The sequence below is a fragment of the Nocardia grenadensis NBRC 108939 genome, from assembly GCF_001613445.1.
In the GTDB taxonomy this organism is placed as follows: domain Bacteria; phylum Actinomycetota; class Actinomycetes; order Mycobacteriales; family Mycobacteriaceae; genus Nocardia; species Nocardia grenadensis.
This window is the reverse complement of record NZ_BDCJ01000021.1, coordinates 1-17,780: the sequence shown is the minus strand read 5'-3', so window position 1 is coordinate 17,780 and position 17,780 is coordinate 1. Positions and strand designations below refer to the sequence as shown.

The following is a 17,780-nucleotide window of genomic DNA, read 5'->3' as shown; positions in this document are numbered from 1 at the left end:
GTGCCCGATCAGTCCGCGGACAAGAAATCCGCCTACAAGAAGCTCGGCGCCCGCCACAAGGCGCGCCGCCGGGCGGTGGACCTACTCTTCGAGGCCGAGGCCCGCGATGTCGATCCCGCCGATCTGGCCGACGAGCGGATCGAGCTCGCGGCCCGCGACCAGGGCGTGGCGCCGGTACACGCCTATACCCGCACCCTGGTGGACGGTATCGCCGAAGAACTCGACCGGGTGGACGGGACCATCGAGTCGTATTTGCAGGATTGGACGCTGCCCCGGTTGCCCGCGGTGGATCGCGCCATCCTGCGGGTAGCGGTATGGGAGCTGCTCTACGCGCCCGATGTCCCGCCGATCGTCGCGGTGGACGAGGCGGTGGAACTGGCCAAGGAGCTGTCCACCGATGATTCACCGGGGTTCGTGAACGGGGTGCTCGGGCAGGTGGTGCTGGTGGCTCCGCAGATCCGCGCGGCCGCCGCGGCCGCCGGGCGCGCCGGTGAGCCGGAATCGGAGGACTGAGAGGCGCAAGTGCCTGGCGCCGGCCCTCCGGACTCCGGCCTGGCCGCACCGCACCGCCGGTTCCTCGCCGACCTGCGCGCGAAGGACATGCTGCAGTCGAGTGACCCGTTCACGGACGGTAGTGGCGGTGCGCACCTCGTGCTCGCGGATTCGCTCGCGGCCGCCGAGGCGGCGGTGTACGCAGATCCGCTGCACACCACCGGCTCGTCGGCGATCACGGTGCACGAATGGGAGATCACCGGCTGAGCCCGGACCGGACCTCGCTCTGGCCCGGGTCCGCCGTGCGACTCGATGAGAGGGCGATAGGCTGTTCATCGCAACGTCCCAGATGTCGAGGAGTGCGGACCATGACCGAGAACGCGCGTGTCACCCTGCCCGACGGCGGATGCACCGCCGCGGAGGCCTGGGAGATCTTCGACCGGTTGCCGGCCGCACGGGGGGACGAGGTGACCACCGGGCGCTGGCGCGGTTCGGAGCTGCCCACCGGTCACCCGATGGATGGCATTCTGTCCGAATCCGGTTGGTACGGCAAACAGTTCGATGCGCCCGACCAGGTGCATCCGCTGCTGTTCACCGATGAGCGCGGCACCGTGTTCGCGGTGGATCCGCGCCGGGTGCCGCTCTCCCTGGCGGGCCGGATTCCGGCGCACTGGCTGCGCCCGGTCCGTAATAATCTGCGCACCCTCGGCCCGCTGCTGCGTACCCGTAAAGCGACCGCCCGGTTACGCGATATCGAGTACCGCGGCGTGGTCAGCGCCGCCATGGTCTACGACCATCTGCCGATCATCGATCATTTCCGCCGGCTCGATGACGACAGGTTGCTCGGCGTCATGGATATGTGCGGTCTGGCCGAACCGTACTTCTTCGTCCTGACGCGCTGATCAGTCCGCCGCCCGGCCCGGCCGCAGGATGATCTTGCCGAGCGGTGCCCGGGATTCCAGCAGCTCATGGGCCGCGGCGGCGCGGTCGAGCGGCATGAACGTCTCGACCGGCGCCGCCAGGGCCGGCACCCGCTCGAGGATCGCGGTGCGGGCGCGGCCCACCCGTCCGTGCCAGGCGGGGCCGGAGCATCCGGTGAGTGTCAGCCCGTGCGGGATGAGGTCGGCCGCCGAGACGAGGGCGGGTTCCCCGGACAGCCAGCCGTAGCTGAGCATTCGCCCGGAGCCGGGTGTCATGGTCGCGAGTAGCGCGGCCGCCGAGGGGCCGCCGAGCGAGTCGAACACGATATCGATCGTGCGGCCCGGCTCTTCGCGCAGTTGTGCGGGCCAGTGCTCGTCGTGATGGTCGAGCACCTCGTCGGCGCCGAGCTCCTTCGCGCGCCGAACTTTGTCCGGGCCGCCCGCGGTCGCGATCACCCGGGCCGCGCCGAATTCGCGGGCCAATTCGACCAGGTGCGCGCCCACTCCGGTGGCACCGGCCTCGACAAGCACTGTCTCGGTGCCGGTGAGTGCCGCGGCTTCCAGCAGTGCCAGCGCCACCGAACCGCTCATCATCACCGCCGCCGCGTCGGCGGCGGTGACGCCCGCGGGAATCCGGGTCGTGGCGTCCGCTCTCGCGCGGACCGATTCGGCGTACGCTCCCGTCCCGTCTGTGGCGGCTACCACTCGCCGCCCGAGGTACTCGGCGCCCACGCCCTCGCCCACGGCGATCACCTCTCCGGCCGCTTGGAAGCCGAAGACGACCGGCGGCGGCGCGGCCATCGGAAACGCGCCGGACCGCAGCTGGGTTTCGGGGTACAGGACGGGAATCGCCTCGGCTCTGATCACTACTTCGCCCGGCCCGGCGGTCGGCTCCGGGACTTCCCGGGATACCAGCACCTCGGGCCCGCCGATATCGGTCATTACGATTGCCTGCATTGGAACTCCATAACTTGACTGACGGTCCAGATATCGAATGCTCAAGATATGGACCGCCGGTCAAGTTGTCAAGGAAGGTGGTGCGACAATTCCGAAAGAACGCGCGGACGCCGCCCGTAACCGGCGCGCCATCCTGGATGCGACCGCGGCGCTGCTCGCCGAGTACGGCCCGGAGGCGGTCACCATGGACCGGGTCGCGGCGGCCGCCGGTGTGGGGAAAGGGACGATCTTCCATCGTTTCGGCAACCGTGCCGGATTGCTGCACGAAATGGTCGCCGAAAGCGCGGTGACCCTGATGTCCGCCGTGACCGACGGCCCCCCGCCGTTGGGGCCCGGGGCCCCGGCCGGTGACCGGCTGCTCGCCTTCTTCGCCGCCATGGCCCGGCTGGTGATCGACAATCTGTCGCTCATGGAGGTCTACCGGGTGGTGCCGCCACATCCGCGCACCGAGGAGTTCCATCGGTTCTGGCGCGCCCATATCACCGCGTTGCTGGGCGAGGCGCGCCCGGATCTGGACGCGGAGACGGTCGGCAGGTTGCTGCTGGACGGCTTGGCGGGCCAAACCGTGCCGGATATGGTTCGTGCCGGATCGACCGATCGCTTGCTGGCGGCGATCGATCAGCAGGTGCGCGCGGTACTACGCGCGCCGTAGCGATTGTTCAGCGCACATTTCGCGGCCGGAACTGGACGCTGATCCGCGGTCCGGTCGCCCGCCGAGTCTTGGGTACCGCATGCTCCCAGGTGCGCTGACACGAGCCACCCATGACGAACAGATCGCCGTGGCCGGGGTGGAAGCGCAGGCTCGGCCCGCCGGCGCGGGGTCGCAGCAGCAGTGGCCGCGGGGCGCCCAGGGTGAGGATGGCGACCATGGTGTCGTGCGCGGCACCGCGTCCGATGGTGTCGCCGTGCCAGGCCACGCTGTCGCGGCCGTCGCGGTAGTAGCAGAGTCCCGCGGTGCGGAACGGTTCGCCGAGTTCGGGCCCGTAGTAGGTGCTGAGGGCTTCGCGGGCCTTCGCCAGGACAGGGTCCGGCAGCGGGTCGGATTCGCCGTAGAAACAGAGCAGTCGTGGTACGTCGACGACCCGGTCGTACATCTGCCGGCGCTCGGCCTGCCACGGTACGGTCGCGGCCAACTGCTCGAACAGGTCGTCGGCGCCGCGTAGCCAGCCGGGGCGCAGATCGACCCAGGCGCCGTGGGTGAGTGGGGTGCGCCCGATGCCGGTCAGCGGGGCGAGTTCCGCCGCCCCGAAACCGTCGAACAGCGAGCCCTGCAGTGTCATGCCGACAGATTACCCTGCAATTCGAACGTATGTTCCCATCGGGTCGATCCGTTGCTCTGAACGGGGCTCATGCCGTGTCAGCGGCGGTGTCAGACCGACGTCAGGGCGGTGTCAGCGGACCCGGCGACAGTGATCCCATGAGCAGCACAGCCAACAGCGCGACCGGACCGGACATGGTGTCCCACCGATCGAAATCCGCCGCAGCACCGTCGAAGGAGCGCATTGCCGTGTCCGTCACCCCGCCCGATCGGCACGAAGTCACCCGTGAGCCGGCGGGCGGCGGGCCGGATCGCCCCGCGTTGCGCAAAGCGCTGGAGGAGATCGTCGAATCCGGTCTCACCGGGATCACGGTGCGGGTGCACGACGAGTTGGGCGAATGGGCCGGCAGCGCGGGGGTGGCCGAGTTGGGCGGTTCGGTGCCGCCGCCGATCGACGGCTATGTCCGGATCGGCAGCAATACCAAGACTTTCGTCGCGGCCCTGGTGCTGCGGCTGGTGGGTGAGGAACGTATCGGGCTGGACGACTCGGTGGGGGACCATCTGCCGGAGTTCGGGTTCGACCCCCGGATCAGCGTGCGGATGCTGTTGCAGCACACCAGCGGACTCTTCAACTTCACCGGGGAGTATCACAGCGACGGCACGGTCGTGCCGGGGATCGCCTGCACCATCTCGGGCAAGGAATGGGTGGACAACCGGTTTCACAGCTATGCGCCCGAGGGGCTGGTCCGGCTGGCGCTGTCGAAGCCGGCGCGATTCGAGCCGGGGGCGGACTGGAACTATTCCAATACCAACTACGTGGTGGCGCGTCTGCTGGTGGAGAAGGTCACCGAACGCCCACTCGCCCAGGAGATGCAGCGGCTGATCTCGGGACCGCTGGGACTGACGGGCACCATAGCCCCGACCACGCAGACCGGGATCCCCGAGCCGCACGCGCACGCCTACTACCGCTACGAGGATGCCGGCGCGGACCGGACGATCGACGTCACCGAACACAATCCCTCCTGGATCTCCAGTGGCGGTGACATGATCTCGACCAGCCGGGACCTGCACATCTTCATTGCCGCGCTGAACAGCGGCGAGCTCCTACCGGGCGACCTGCTGGCCGAGATGCGGGCTCCGCGACCGACGGGTATCCCCGGGATGGGCTACGGCCTGGGAGTTTTCGTTCAGGAGATCGCCGGCGGCGGCACCCTCGTCATGCACAACGGCGGCGCCGGGGGGCATGCGGCGCTGATGTACAGCACGCCCGACGGCGCCGCGACACTGACCGGCACGCTGAACTATGTGGACGATGCCGCGCTGTCGCTCTCGGCGGCGTTCCAGCAGGCGACACGACGACTCGTCGACGAAGTGTTCGGCGGCGGACAGGACGATCCTGCTCGTCCGGCGGAATGAGCACCGGCCGCGCGGGCCGGACCGGCGGTCGTCCGTGCGGCGGAACGCCGATCCGCGGCCGCGCCGAGCTTCCGGGCTCGGCGCGGTCTGCCCCGGCGCGAACCGTGCCGCCCGTCGAGTGGTCTGTGGCGCGCATCCGGGTGCGGTGGTCGCGGCCCGGGCGGAACCGACGCGCCGACGGGCGGATATCAGGAATCGGCGGTGACGGGAATAGCGCGCGCCACGGCCGTACGCACCAGCTCGCGGGCCCGCTCCTCGGTGAATACGCCGGGCAGGGTGAGTCGTTCGAGAATCAGCCAGTTCAGGGCGAGGAACAGTAGGACGGCGGTGTCCTCGTCGCCGGGCATCCCGTAGTCCAGGTGGTTGCGGATATTGAAGTTCAGATCGGCGCGCACGCGCTCGGTGAGCAGGGCCTGTAGTTCGGGCCGCCGGGTGGCTTCCAATCGGAGTTCGAGCAGGGCGAGGTAGCCGGTGCGGAAGTGGGTGACGCGGCTGACGACCTCGGTCATGAGCGTGGTGACCGTCTCGCGGGTGCGTGGTCCGTGCAGGGCGGCCATGGCCGATTCGTCCGGGATCAACCGCTCGTAGTACCGGTGGCCCACCTGGACGAGTAGATCGTCGCGGTTGCTGAAGTAGTTGGAGGCGGTTCCGGCGGGTACCTCCGCCGCTTTGTCCACCGCGCGGAAGGTCAGTCCCCGGGCTCCGTCTCGGGCCAGGACCTCGATCGATGCGTCCAGCAACGCCTGGCGGCGTTCGGGATTCGTGCGGACCACTTGACACCACTCCATCTGTAGTACTACCGTTCAAACTACTTCGATCAGAGTACTACACCTGAGGTGGTAGCGGTGGGTAGCCCCCCGGCACCGTCCCCTCGAAGGCCCGGTGCACACCGGTACACGAAAGGCGCAACCGAGATGCGAAAGCAGCGCAGCACCTACCCCGTTCGAAACAATCCGCAGCGGTTCGTGGCTCGTCCCGTACCTCCGCGGACAATCGCTCGCGATGCAGGACCCCGGACCGGCCGGCGCGGCGCCCGCTGAGGCGGAGCCGGAAGTCCGCCCCGCCCGGGACGGGGCAGTACGAAGCGAAACGCAGCTCGAATCGACACCGGCGCGACCGGTGCGTCTACAGAAGAGGACACCCCGTGCACGACGTGAATCTCTGGAGTGAAGAATTCGGCGCCGCGACGGAAACGCCGATCCTGTTGATCATGGGATCGATGTCGCAGGGCATTCTGTGGCCGGACGAGTTCGTCGGCCGCCTCGTCGCCGGGGGTCGCCGGGTGATCCGGTACGACCATCGCGACACCGGCCGGTCGGACACCGTCGATTTCGCGGCGCATCCGTACACGTGGAACGAAATCAAAAACGACGTCTACCGCGTCCTGGACGCGCACGGCCTGCGGAGCGCGCATCTGGTCTGCCACTCGGCGGGTGGGCTGCTCGGCCAGTTCATCGCCGTGGAGCGGCCGGAGCGGGTGCGCTCGCTGACCGTGATCGGTTCCTCGCCGCTCGGCGGCGGTGAAGGAGCGGTCCTCATGCGGGCGATACTGGGAGAGCCGCAGCAGGCGGGGAGCCTGCCCGAGCCGACGCCGGAGTTCGTCGCGTTCTACCGCACCCTGCTCGCCGGCTCGCCACCGGACAACCGGCAGGACCGGATCGACGGCATGGTCGCCGAGCAGCGCGTACTGCACGGCACCGGGTTGCCGTTCGACGAGGACGCGGCACGCCGGCTGCAGGAACGCATCCACGATCGCGCCCGCGATCTGTCGGCCGTGGCCAACCATCGGCTGGCTGCGGCGGCGCAGCCGGATTTCGAACCGGTGGGCGTGCTGCATCGGGTGCAGGCGCCCACGCTGGTCGTCGAAGGCAGCCATGAGCCGGCCAAACCCGGCCACGGCGCGCATATCGCCGAGCGGATCCCCGGGGCACGACTGATGATCGTGGCGGGTATGGGTCATACGCTGCCGGAGGAGGTACACGAGGAGTTGGCCGCGGCCGTGCTCACGCATACGGAGGAATGAGGGCACCGGTTCTCGCCGGCCGAACTCGGCGAGTAGTTCGACCGTGCGGCCCTGTCGGCGGTGCGGTCACCCGAGCCGGCAGCGGCGTAGCAGTTCGTGTGCGATATCCACGGCGGCGCGGTGGCATTCGTCGTCGGACAGCGGGAGATCGCCCATCATCGCCGTGCTCCAGCTGATGGCGAGCAGGGCCTGGCGGGCATGGAACACATCGAGCGGATCCCGTGCGGGTTCGGTCATGAGATCCGCGAGCAGCCGGAACTGATAGCGCAGGCTCACCCCGAAACCGAGTTCTCGGAACGCCGGCTGGTTCTCGTGCATGAACCGCACCATGTCGCGGCCCGTGCTGTGCAGCAGCGCGCCGTACCGGTCGAGGATCTCCTCGGCGCGGGCCCGGCCCGCGGGGATGCCCGCGGCCCAGGTGACGAGCTCGTCGATACCACTGCGGACATCGTCGGAGAGGCTCGCGACGATGTCCTCCTTGGTGCGGAAGTGGTAGTACAGCGCGGCCTTGGTGACTTCGAGCCGCTCGGCGATCTGCCGCAACGAGGTCTTCTCGTAGCCCTGTTCGGCGAACAGTTCCATTGCCACCGCACGGATGCGGTCGCGGGTATCGCTGCGCCGAGTGCCCACTGCGCCCCCTTCTTCTGGTTGACGGTTCGCAGGGCAGAGCCTAACGTCTCCGCTGTAACCGGTTACCAGCCGGTCGGCAGGTAAGTTTTCAGGGGAGTTCGGATGGCAGATCCTTTTGTCCAGGTACCGACTGCCGGGGTGGCCATGACCGCGATCGGGGTAGCAGTCATCCGGGCCCGCGAGAGCGCCCGGTCCGACCGGCTCTACGACGATCCCTTCGCCGCGGCCTTCGTCGCGGCGGCTCGTACGGCATTCGACGACGATCGCTGGGCGCGGCTCGAGGTACTGGCCGACCAGTTCTACGAAGGCCGGTCCCTCGCGGTGAAGGTCGTGGACGAGAGCTTCGGTGCGGCGGTAGCCGCGGGGTGCGGGCAGATCGTCCTGCTCGGTGCCGGACTGGACACCCGGGCGTTCCGGCTCGGGTTGCCCGCCGAGACGGTGTTTTTCGAAGTGGACCTCCCCGAACTATTCGCTTTCAAGGAGCCGGTCCTGGCCGCGCACCGGGCCCGGCCGGAATGTGTCCGCCGGGTGGTCGCGGCCGATCTGCGTGCCGACTGGGCGCGAGCTCTGCCGGCGCGCGGGTTCCGCCGGGATGTGGCGACGCTGTGGGTGGACGAAGGGGTCCTCGACTACCTTCCCCGGCGGGACGCGCAGACGGTGATCGAAACGGTGACCGAGTTGTCGGCGCCGGGGAGTCGCTTCGATATCGGCCGGTTCCAGGTCGACAGCGCCGCGGCGCGGTATCGGGATCTACGGGAGCTGGTATCCGCCGACTCCGACGCCGCACGGCCGGTCAACGGCCTGGGCCCGGACGCGGAATCGTGGTTCACCATGCACGGCTGGCACACCACCTTCTGCGCCTGGAACGACCTCGTCGCTCCCTACGCGCGCCCCGGTCTCGGTGAGGTTCCCGGAATGGGCACGGTGCTCGCCATTCGTGAATGATCGGTAACCGCCGTCACACCCGCCGGCCGCACCCGCGGAGGTGGTCGCACTCACACTTCGAGTCCGGTCCTCACCTGGTGAAAGTCCCCGTTGGGCGGCTGATAGGCTGCTCGGCGTAAGACATCCTTTAACGGACCGTCCAGTGAGGCGGGGAAGGAGGTCGGTATGGCCGTGCCCGAAGAACGCGGTGCTGCCGAGGCGACGCCACCTCCCGAGCGGCACACCCCGGAATGGGTTGCGACAGGGCGCGAACTGCTCTCCGCCTCCGATGTCGGCCGCACGGTCGCGCGGATCGCGCATCAGATCATCGAACGCACCGCCCTGGATTCGGGCGATCCCGCTACGCCCCGGGTGGTTCTCATCGGTATCCCGACCCGCGGCACCACCCTCGCGCATCGGCTCACCGCCAAGATCGAGGAATTTTCCGGAGTCCGGCCCGCGCTCGGTTCGCTCGACATCACGCTCTACCGCGACGATCTGCGTACCAAACCGCATCGGCCGCTGGAACGCACCTCGGTCCCTGAGGGCGGCATCGAGGACGCGCTGGTCGTGCTCGTCGACGATGTGCTGTTCTCCGGGCGTACGGTGCGCTCCGCTCTGGACGCGCTGCGCGATCTGGGCCGGCCGCGTGCCGTCCAGCTGGCGGTCCTGGTGGACCGTGGCCACCGCGAACTACCGATCCGCGCCGATTTCGTCGGCAAGAACGTGCCCACCGCGCGCACCGAGGACGTCTCGGTGCTGTTGTCCGAACACGACGGCCGCGACGGGGTTTTCCTGCATCAGGGAGAGGGACAGTGAGACATCTGCTGACGGTGACCGACCTGGATCGCGCCACCGCCACCGGGTTGCTCGACGAAGCCGAACGATTCGAACAGGCCCTGCTGGGTCGCGAAGTGCGCAAACTCCCCACCCTGCGCGGGCGCACGGTGATGACGGTCTTCTTCGAGAATTCCACCCGTACCCGGGTCTCCTTCGAGGTCGCGGGCAAATGGATGAGCGCCGATGTGATCAATGTGAGCGCGAGCAGCTCCTCGGTCGCCAAGGGGGAGTCGCTGCGCGATACCGCGCTCACCCTGCACGCCGCGGGTGCCGACGCGCTCATCGTGCGGCATCCCGCCTCCGGCGCGGCCCATCAGATCACCCGCTGGTTCGAGGACTGGTCGCGGCAGTCGGGCAGTTCGGTCCCCGCGGTGATCAACGCCGGTGACGGTACCCATCAGCATCCCACCCAGGCACTGCTCGACGCCTTGACCCTGCGGCAGCGGCTCGGTGATATCGCCGGTAAACGGGTGGTGATCGTCGGCGATATCCTGCACAGCCGGGTGGCCCGGTCCAATGCGTTCCTGCTGTCCACGCTCGGCGCGGAGGTGGTGCTCGTCGCGCCGCGCACGCTGCTGCCGGTGGGCGTCGAGGGCTGGCCGGTGCGGGTCTCGACGGACCTGGATTCCGAACTGCCCGGCGCCGACGCCGTCCTCATGCTGCGGGTCCAGGCGGAGCGGATGAACGGCGGATTCTTCCCGTCGGCCCGCGAGTACTCGATCCGCTACGGCCTCTCGGAACGCCGGCTGGCGCTGCTCGACGAACAGGCGGTAGTGCTGCACCCCGGCCCGATGCTGCGCGGTATGGAGATCGCGTCGTCGGTGGCCGATTCGCCGCGCGCCGCCGTATTGCAACAGGTGACGAATGGAGTCCATATGCGGATGGCGGTGCTGTTCCGCCTGCTGGTCGGCGTGCAGGAGGCCGCGGCGTGAGCGAGTCGGGACCGGAGTCGGCAGCGGAGCGTAACCACGGCGGGCCCTCGCGCACGCCCCGAGAACACAGCGTGAGCGAGTCGGGTGACACCGTGCTGATCACCGGAGTGCGGCTCTACGGCGAGGGGGAACCGGTGGATGTGCTGATCACCGACGGGGTGATCGGGCGGATCGGGACCGGCCTGCCGGCCGAGGATGCCCAAATCGTCGACGGCGCCGGGCAGGTGCTGCTGCCCGGATTCGTGGATCTGCACACCCACCTGCGTGAACCCGGCCGCGAGGATACCGAGACCATCGAATCGGGGTCCGCCGCCGCGGCGCTGGGCGGCTACACCGCGGTCTTCGCCATGGCCAACACCTCGCCGGTCGCCGATACCCAGGTGGTCACCGACCATGTGTGGCGGCGCGGGCAGGAAGTCGGGCTGGTCGACGTGTATCCGGTGGGTGCGGTGACGGTGGGCCTGGCCGGTGCGCAGCTCGCCGAAATGGGCACCATGGCCACCGGCGCGGGCGCGGTGCGCATGTTCTCCGACGACGGGCACTGCGTGCACGACCCGCTCATCATGCGGCGCGCGCTGGAGTACGCCCGCTCGCTGGGCGTACTCGTCGCGCAGCACGCGGAGGAGCCACGACTCACCTCCGGTGCGGTGGCGCACGAAGGACCGACGGCGGCCCGGCTGGGTCTGGCGGGGTGGCCGCGAGCCGCGGAGGAGTCCATTGTCGCGCGCGACGCGCTGCTGGCCCGGGACGCGGGCGCACGGGTCCACATCTGCCACGCTTCCACAGCCGGCACCGTGGAATTGGTGAAATGGGCGAAAGCGCAAGGTATTTCGATCACCGCCGAGGTCACGCCGCATCATCTGCTGCTGACCGACGCCCGCCTGGAAACCTATGACGCGGTGAACAAGGTGAACCCGCCGCTGCGCGAGGGCTCCGATACCGAGGCGCTGCGGCAGGCGCTGGCGGACGGCACCGTGGACTGTGTCGCCACCGATCACGCCCCGCACGCCGAACAGGACAAGTGCTGCGAGTTCGCCGCGGCCCGGCCCGGGATGCTCGGCTTGGAAACCGCCTTGTCCATCGTGGTGGAGACCATGGTGCGGCCCGGTCTGCTGGACTGGCGCGGGGTCGCCCGGGTGATGAGCGAACGGCCCGCCGAGATCGTCGGCCTCGACGATCAGGGCCGTCCGATCGCCGAGGGCGAGCCCGCCAACCTGGTACTGGTCGACCCCGAGGCCACCTGGACCGTGCAGGGCGAAGATCTCGCGAGTATCGCGAGCAACACTCCCTATCAGGCGATGACACTGCCGGGACGGGTCACCACCACGCTGCTGCGCGGCCGGATCACCGCCCGCGACGGAGTGGCCGCCGCCCCCGCGGGTGTACGAGTAGGAGAGCGCTGATGGAGCGGACACTGTGGGTTATCGGCTGCCTGCTGCTGTGGGCACTGTTCGTCTATCTGATGTACCGGGGCTGGCGTAACCGTGCCGCCCGGCAGGCCGACCGTATCGGTGACCTGCCTCCGGTACCGGCGGAGACGGGCGCGCAGGTGCTGGACCCGACCACCGGCCTCTACCTCGGCAGCACCATCGCGCCGAGCTGGCAGGACCGGATCGCGGTCGGTGACCTCGGCTTCCGCGCGACCGCGGAGCTCACCCGCTTCGAACACGGAATTCTGCTGGAACGGCAGGGCGCGTCCGCGATCTGGATCCCGGAGGAATCCATCTCCGCGATCCGCACCGAACGCGGACACGCGGGCAAGGTCATGAGCGAGGGCGGCGTCCTGGTGATCCGCTGGACGCTGCCGTCCGGGACCGAGATCGACACCGGGTTCCGCGGCGACGACAAAACGGTGTATCCGGCCTGGGCGCGGGCAACGACGGGAGACGACGAGAAATGACGACAACAACGGCCGCAGCCCTGGTTCTGGAAGACGGACGGGTCTTCCGCGGGACCGCCTACGGCGCGGTGGGCCAGACCCTCGGCGAAGCGGTGTTCTGCACCGCCATGACCGGGTATCAGGAAACCCTCACCGATCCCAGCTATCACCGGCAGATCGTGGTGGCCACCGCCCCGCAGATCGGCAATACGGGCTGGAACGACGAGGACGACGAATCACAGCAGATCTGGGTCGCGGGCTACGCGGTCCGCGATCCCGCGCGCCGCGCCTCGAACTGGCGGTCCAACGGCACCCTGCCGGGACAGCTGGAAGAGCAGAACATCGTCGGTATCGCCGGCATCGACACCCGCGCGGTGGTGCGGCATCTGCGCAGCCGCGGCTCGATGAAGGCGGGAATCTTCTCCGGCCCGGCGCTCGCCGATACCGAGGAACTGCTCGCCCGGGTCACCGGCCAGCCGTCCATGCTGGGCGCCGATCTCGCCGGTGAGGTCAGCACCGACCGGATCTACACCGTGGAACCGGAGGGCGCTCCCCGGTTCACCGTGGTCGCCGTCGACCTCGGGATCAAATCCAACACGCCGCGGATGTTCGCCGCCCGCGGTATGCGGGTGCATGTGGTTCCGTCCTCGACGAGCCTGGACGAGATTCTGGAACTGAAACCCGACGGCGCGTTCCTGTCCAACGGTCCGGGCGACCCGGCCACCGCGGACACCGCCGTCGCCCTGACCCAGGGCATCCTCGACAAGGGACTGCCGCTGTTCGGTATCTGCTTCGGTAACCAGATTCTGGGCCGGGCACTGGGCCGCGGCACCTACAAGATGAAATTCGGGCACCGGGGAATCAATATCCCGGTCGTCGAACACGACACCGGCCGTATCTCCATCACCGCGCAGAACCACGGGTTCGCGCTGGAGGGGGAGCGCGGCGAACAGTTCGACACCCCGTTCGGCAAAGCCGAGGTCAGCCATGTCTGCGCCAACGACGGCGTCGTGGAGGGGGTGCGCCTGATCGACGGCCGCGCCTTCTCCGTGCAATACCACCCGGAAGCGGCCGCCGGGCCCCATGACGCCGCGTACTTGTTCGACCGGTTCTCCGGTCTTATGGAGGGAGCCTGATGCCACGCCGTACCGACCTCGAACACATTCTGGTCATCGGTTCGGGCCCGATCGTCATCGGTCAGGCGTGTGAGTTCGACTATTCGGGCACCCAGGCGTGCCGGGTGCTGCGCGCCGAGGGATTGCGCGTCTCGCTGGTCAACTCCAATCCGGCGACCATCATGACCGATCCGGAATTCGCCGATTCCACCTACGTGGAACCGATCACCCCGGAATTCGTCGAAAAGGTCATCGAGAAGGAACGTCCCGATGCGCTGCTGGCCACCCTCGGTGGGCAGACCGCGCTGAACACTGCCGTCGCGCTGCACGAGCGCGGCGTGCTGGAGAAGTACGGGGTCGAGCTGATCGGTGCCGATTTCGATGCCATCCAGCGCGGTGAGGACCGGCAGAAATTCAAGGACATCGTGGCGCGGGTCGGCGGGGAGAGCGCCCGCTCCCAGGTCTGCTACACCATGGACGAGGTCCGTGAAACCGTCGCGGAACTGGGCTTCCCGGTCGTGGTGCGGCCCTCGTTCACCATGGGCGGGCTCGGTTCCGGAATGGCCTACGACGATACCGATCTCGACCGGATCGCCGGCGGCGGCCTGGCCGCCTCACCGACCGCGAATGTGCTGATCGAGGAGTCCATCCTCGGCTGGAAGGAATACGAACTCGAGCTGATGCGCGACGGACGCGACAATGTCGTGATCGTCTGCTCGATCGAGAATGTGGACCCGATGGGGGTGCACACCGGCGACTCCATGACCGTCGCCCCCGCCCTCACCCTCACCGACCGCGAATACCAGAAGATGCGCGATCTCGGTATCGCCATCCTGCGCGAGGTGGGAGTGGACACCGGCGGCTGCAATATCCAGTTCGCGGTGGATCCCGCAGACGGCCGCCTCATCGTCATCGAGATGAACCCGCGCGTCTCGCGGTCCTCGGCGCTGGCCTCCAAGGCCACCGGTTTCCCGATCGCCAAGATCGCGGCCAAACTGGCCATCGGGTACACGCTCGACGAGATCGTCAACGACATCACCAAGGAAACCCCGGCTTGTTTCGAACCCACCCTCGACTATGTCGTGGTGAAGGCGCCGCGATTCGCGTTCGAGAAGTTCCCTGGCGCCGACCCCACCCTGACCACCACCATGAAATCGGTGGGCGAGGCCATGTCGCTCGGCCGCAATTTCGCCGAGGCGCTCGGTAAGGTGCTGCGCTCGCTGGAAACCAAAGCGGTCGGGTTCTGGACGGCCGCCGACGGGAAATGGGCACCGGCCTCCACCGATCAGGCCGATATCGACGCCGCGATCGCGGAGATCCTGGCGGATCTGCGCACCCCCACCGAAGGCCGGATCTACCAGGTGGAACGCGCCCTGCGGTTCGGGGCGGGCATCGAGGACGTCGCCGCAGCCTCCGGGATCGACCCGTGGTTCGTCGCCGAGATCGCCGGGCTGGTGGACCTGCGCACGGAACTGCTGGAGACTCCCGTCCTGGACGAATCGCTGCTGCGGCGGGCGAAGTACCAGGGCCTCTCCGATCGCCAGATCGCCGAACTGCGGCCGGAACTGGCCGGTGAGGGCGGTGTGCGGGCCCTGCGGCACCGGCTCGGGGTGCGACCGGTGTTCAAAACTGTCGATACCTGTGCCGCCGAATTCGAGGCCAAGACCCCGTACCACTATTCGGCCTACGAACTCGACCCCGCGGCCGAATCCGAGGTCGCCCCGCAGCCCGACCGCGACAAGGTGATCATTCTGGGTTCCGGGCCCAACCGTATCGGCCAGGGCATCGAATTCGACTACTCGTGCGTCCACGCCGCGCAGACGCTGTCGGCGGCCGGCTACGAGACCGTCATGGTCAACTGCAACCCGGAAACGGTGTCCACCGACTACGACACCGCCGACCGCCTGTACTTCGAACCACTCACCTTCGAGGACGTGCTCGAGGTCTACCACGCCGAATCCGAGTCCGGCACGGTCGCGGGGGTCATCGTGCAGCTCGGCGGGCAGACCCCGCTGGGGCTCGCGGAACGCCTCACCGCCGCCGGGGTGCCGGTGGTCGGTACCAGTGCCGCCGCCATCGACCTCGCCGAGGACCGTGGTGAATTCGGTGACGTGCTGATCGCCGCCGGGCTGCCCGCCCCCAAGTACGGTACCGCCACCACCTTCGAGCAGGCCCGTAAGATCGCGGCCGAGATCGGTTATCCGGTCCTGGTGCGCCCCTCGTACGTGCTGGGCGGCCGCGGTATGGAGATCGTGTACGACGAGCAGTCCCTCGAGGGCTACATCTCCCGTGCCACCGAACTCAGCCCCGAACATCCGGTGCTGGTGGACCGGTTCCTGGAAGACGCCATCGAAATCGACGTGGACGCGCTCTGCGACGGCGACGAGGTCTTCCTGGGCGGTGTCATGGAACATATCGAGGAAGCCGGTATCCACTCCGGCGACTCGGCCTGCGCGCTGCCGCCGATCACTTTGGGCCGCAGCGATATCGAGGCGGTGCGCCACTCCACGATCGCGCTGGCCAAGGGGATCGGCGTCAAAGGTCTGCTGAACGTGCAGTACGCGCTGAAGGACGATGTCCTCTACGTCCTCGAGGCCAATCCGCGCGCCAGCCGCACCGTTCCGTTCGTTTCCAAGGCCACCGCGGTACCGCTGGCCAAGGCGGCCGCGCGGATCATGCTCGGCACCACCATCGCCGAACTCCGCGCCGAGGGCATGCTGCCCGAGGGCGACGGCGGGCATGTCGCACTGGACGCTCCGGTGGCGGTGAAGGAAGCGGTGCTGCCGTTCCACCGCTTCCGCAGTCCCGACGGGAGCCAGGTGGATTCGCTGCTCTCCCCGGAGATGAAATCCACCGGAGAGGTCATGGGCATCGACGCCGACTTCGGTACCGCCTTCGCCAAGAGCCAATCCGCGGCGTACGGGTCGCTGCCCACCGAGGGCACCGTGTTCGTCTCCATCGCCAACCGGGACAAACGCGCCATGGTGTTCCCGGTGAAACGCCTGCACGATCTCGGCTTCCGTATCCTGGCCACCGCCGGAACCGCGGAGATGCTGCGCCGCAACGGGATCCCCTGCGAGCAGGTCCGCAAACACTCGGATCCGGTCTCCCCGGCGGGCGGCAGCCACACACCCCCGCAGCCGTCCATCGTGGACCAGATCCGCGACGGGGAAGTCGATATGGTCTTCAACACCCCCTACGGCAACTCCGGCCCCCGAGTGGACGGCTACGAGATCCGCAGCGCCGCGGTCGGGGTGAACATCCCCTGTATCACCACGGTCCAGGGCGCCGCGGCAGCCGTCCAGGGCATCGAGGCCAGTATCAACGGCGGGCTGGGCGTGCGGTCGCTGCAGGAACTGCACTCGGCGCTGCGCGGCTGAGGGCGCGGGCGATGACGACCACGACGTTCGGTGAGCGGCTGGCCGCCGCCATGAACACCCACGGGCCGATCTGTGTCGGGATCGATCCCCATCCCGCCCTGCTCGGCGCCTGGGGCCTGTCCGAGGACGCCGCCGGGCTCGAGGCCTTCGCCGAGCGCTGCGTCGAAGCCTTCGACGGAACGGTGGCGGTGGTCAAACCACAGGTCGCCTTCTTCGAGGCCTACGGCGCCGCGGGGATCGGGGTGCTCGAACGCACCATCGAGGTGCTGCGCGCCTCGGGCACCCTGGTGCTGGCCGATGCCAAACGCGGCGATATCGGCTCCACCATGGACGCCTACGCCCGCACCTGGCTCGCCGACGGTCCGCTGGGCGCGGACGCGGTCACCGTATCGCCCTACCTGGGCTTCGGTGCCCTCCGTCCCGCCCTGGAGCTGGCCCACACCAACCACCGCGGCGTGTTCGTCCTGGCCGCCACCTCCAACCCCGAAGCCGCCCAGATACAACAGGCGACGGTCGGTGGCCGCACCGTCGCGCAGACGGTGGTCGACGACGCCGCCCAGCTCAACCCCGCCGGGCAGCCGGGGTCGGTGGGGGTGGTGGTCGGCGCCACACTCCCCGAGATCCCGGATCTCACCATGCTCAACGGGCCGGTCCTGCTCCCCGGGGTCGGGGCGCAGGGCGGCACCGCGGAGAAGGTCCGGGCACTGCTGCCGCGCCCACTGTGGCGGGCGGCGGTACCGAATGTCTCCCGGGATGTACTCCGGGCGGGACCCTCGGTCGAAGCGCTGCGCAGCCGTCTGGCGGAGTTCCAGAAGGAGTTCGCCTTCCTCCGGTGAAGGGGGTGCCGTGCGTGCACGAGACGGGGTGTGGGCTTCGCGTGAGGGTGCGTAACGGGCTTGCCCGTGCAGGCGGCGGCGTGGGCCTGTTTGTGACGGCGTGGTGGCCGTTTTCGTAGGGGAGAAGTGGGCTTGCACGTGAAGGCAGATATGTGGGCTTGTTTGTGAAGGTGCTGTG

At 68.7% G+C, this 17,780-nt stretch carries 19 protein-coding genes; 14 read left to right on the top strand and 5 right to left on the bottom strand.

All coding sequences use genetic code 11. From position 1 onward, the window contains the following. The 3 genes from nusB to NGR01S_RS22350 all read left to right on the top strand — a co-directional run bounded on the left by nusB (window position 1) and on the right by NGR01S_RS22350 (window position 1,394). On the top strand, window positions 1–513 hold the full coding sequence (gene nusB / locus NGR01S_RS22360; protein WP_063039975.1) for a transcription antitermination factor NusB: 513 nt from the start codon (window positions 1–3) through the stop codon (window positions 511–513). Window positions 514–522: 9 nt separating this feature from the next. Continuing rightward, window positions 523–759, top strand: coding sequence for a YciI family protein (locus NGR01S_RS22355; protein WP_157107389.1), 237 nt, complete (start codon window positions 523–525; stop codon window positions 757–759). Window positions 760–860: 101 nt separating this feature from the next. Continuing rightward, a complete protein-coding gene (locus tag NGR01S_RS22350) occupies window positions 861–1,394 on the top strand; it encodes a DUF4334 domain-containing protein (protein ID WP_063039973.1) in 534 nt (177 codons plus the stop codon). Here NGR01S_RS22350 and NGR01S_RS22345 read toward each other — a convergent pair whose 3' ends face one another. Beyond that, window positions 1,395–2,369 carry a quinone oxidoreductase family protein gene (locus tag NGR01S_RS22345; protein ID WP_063039971.1) on the bottom strand — a complete coding sequence of 325 codons (975 nt, stop codon included), beginning with the start codon at window positions 2,367–2,369 and terminating at the stop codon, window positions 1,395–1,397. It lies immediately after the preceding gene. Window positions 2,370–2,406: 37 nt separating this feature from the next. Here NGR01S_RS22345 and NGR01S_RS22340 point away from each other — a divergent pair, with 37 nt between their 5' ends. Further along, complete coding sequence (locus NGR01S_RS22340) at window positions 2,407–3,021, top strand: TetR/AcrR family transcriptional regulator (RefSeq protein WP_063039969.1); 615 nt, start codon at window positions 2,407–2,409, stop codon at window positions 3,019–3,021. 7 nt (window positions 3,022–3,028) lie between these two features. Here the strand turns inward: NGR01S_RS22340 and NGR01S_RS22335 are convergent, their stop codons facing one another. Further along, entirely contained in the window at window positions 3,029–3,649 is a 621-nt protein-coding gene (locus NGR01S_RS22335; protein WP_063039967.1) for an alpha-ketoglutarate-dependent dioxygenase AlkB, read from the bottom strand. Between the two features lie 100 nt (window positions 3,650–3,749). After that, complete coding sequence (locus NGR01S_RS32905) at window positions 3,750–3,872, bottom strand: hypothetical protein (RefSeq protein ID WP_281179792.1); 123 nt, start codon at window positions 3,870–3,872, stop codon at window positions 3,750–3,752. Window positions 3,873–3,876: 4 nt separating this feature from the next. Here NGR01S_RS32905 and NGR01S_RS22330 point away from each other — a divergent pair, with 4 nt between their 5' ends. After that, on the top strand, window positions 3,877–5,043 hold the full coding sequence (locus NGR01S_RS22330) for a serine hydrolase domain-containing protein (protein WP_063039965.1): 1,167 nt from the start codon (window positions 3,877–3,879) through the stop codon (window positions 5,041–5,043). 188 nt (window positions 5,044–5,231) lie between these two features. On the opposite strand, the gene NGR01S_RS22325 is transcribed toward NGR01S_RS22330, so the two are convergent. Beyond that, complete coding sequence (locus tag NGR01S_RS22325; protein ID WP_063040102.1) at window positions 5,232–5,816, bottom strand: TetR/AcrR family transcriptional regulator; 585 nt, start codon at window positions 5,814–5,816, stop codon at window positions 5,232–5,234. A 371-nt stretch (window positions 5,817–6,187) separates the two neighbouring features. Here NGR01S_RS22325 and NGR01S_RS22320 point away from each other — a divergent pair, with 371 nt between their 5' ends. Then, entirely contained in the window at window positions 6,188–7,066 is an 879-nt protein-coding gene (locus NGR01S_RS22320; RefSeq protein ID WP_063039963.1) for an alpha/beta fold hydrolase, read from the top strand. A gap of 66 nt (window positions 7,067–7,132) precedes the next feature. Here the strand turns inward: NGR01S_RS22320 and NGR01S_RS22315 are convergent, their stop codons facing one another. Continuing rightward, a complete protein-coding gene (locus NGR01S_RS22315; RefSeq protein ID WP_245664713.1) occupies window positions 7,133–7,696 on the bottom strand; it encodes a TetR/AcrR family transcriptional regulator in 564 nt (187 codons plus the stop codon). A 102-nt stretch (window positions 7,697–7,798) separates the two neighbouring features. Between NGR01S_RS22315 and NGR01S_RS22310 the strand changes: the two genes are divergently transcribed. The 8 genes from NGR01S_RS22310 (at window position 7,799) to pyrF (ending at window position 17,602) form a co-directional block, all read left to right on the top strand. Next, the gene (locus tag NGR01S_RS22310; RefSeq protein WP_063039960.1) at window positions 7,799–8,641 is read left to right on the top strand and encodes an SAM-dependent methyltransferase; all 843 of its coding nucleotides are present in this window, start codon (window positions 7,799–7,801) and stop codon (window positions 8,639–8,641) included. Between the two features lie 165 nt (window positions 8,642–8,806). Then, window positions 8,807–9,439, top strand: coding sequence for a bifunctional pyr operon transcriptional regulator/uracil phosphoribosyltransferase PyrR (gene pyrR, locus NGR01S_RS22305; RefSeq protein WP_063039959.1), 633 nt, complete (start codon window positions 8,807–8,809; stop codon window positions 9,437–9,439). Beyond that, window positions 9,436–10,392 (top strand): aspartate carbamoyltransferase catalytic subunit, encoded by a 957-nt coding sequence (locus NGR01S_RS22300; protein WP_063039957.1) that lies wholly within the window; start codon window positions 9,436–9,438, stop codon window positions 10,390–10,392. The genes pyrR and NGR01S_RS22300 overlap by 4 nt, the downstream gene beginning before the upstream one ends. 71 nt (window positions 10,393–10,463) lie before the next feature. Further along, the gene (locus tag NGR01S_RS22295) at window positions 10,464–11,795 is read left to right on the top strand and encodes a dihydroorotase (RefSeq protein WP_063039955.1); all 1,332 of its coding nucleotides are present in this window, start codon (window positions 10,464–10,466) and stop codon (window positions 11,793–11,795) included. After that, the gene (locus tag NGR01S_RS22290) at window positions 11,795–12,292 is read left to right on the top strand and encodes a PH-like domain-containing protein (protein ID WP_063039953.1); all 498 of its coding nucleotides are present in this window, start codon (window positions 11,795–11,797) and stop codon (window positions 12,290–12,292) included. The genes NGR01S_RS22295 and NGR01S_RS22290 overlap by 1 nt, the downstream gene beginning before the upstream one ends. Further along, window positions 12,289–13,407, top strand: a complete 1,119-nt coding sequence (gene carA, locus NGR01S_RS22285) for a glutamine-hydrolyzing carbamoyl-phosphate synthase small subunit (RefSeq protein ID WP_063039950.1) — start codon at window positions 12,289–12,291, stop codon at window positions 13,405–13,407. Before NGR01S_RS22290 ends, carA begins: the two co-directional genes overlap by 4 nt. After that, the gene (gene carB / locus NGR01S_RS22280; protein WP_063039948.1) at window positions 13,407–16,766 is read left to right on the top strand and encodes a carbamoyl-phosphate synthase large subunit; all 3,360 of its coding nucleotides are present in this window, start codon (window positions 13,407–13,409) and stop codon (window positions 16,764–16,766) included. The genes carA and carB overlap by 1 nt, the downstream gene beginning before the upstream one ends. A gap of 11 nt (window positions 16,767–16,777) precedes the next feature. Then, window positions 16,778–17,602: an orotidine-5'-phosphate decarboxylase gene (gene pyrF, locus NGR01S_RS22275; protein WP_063039946.1), complete on the top strand. Its 825-nt coding sequence runs from the start codon at window positions 16,778–16,780 to the stop codon at window positions 17,600–17,602. The last annotated feature ends 178 nt before the right edge of the window (window positions 17,603–17,780 follow it).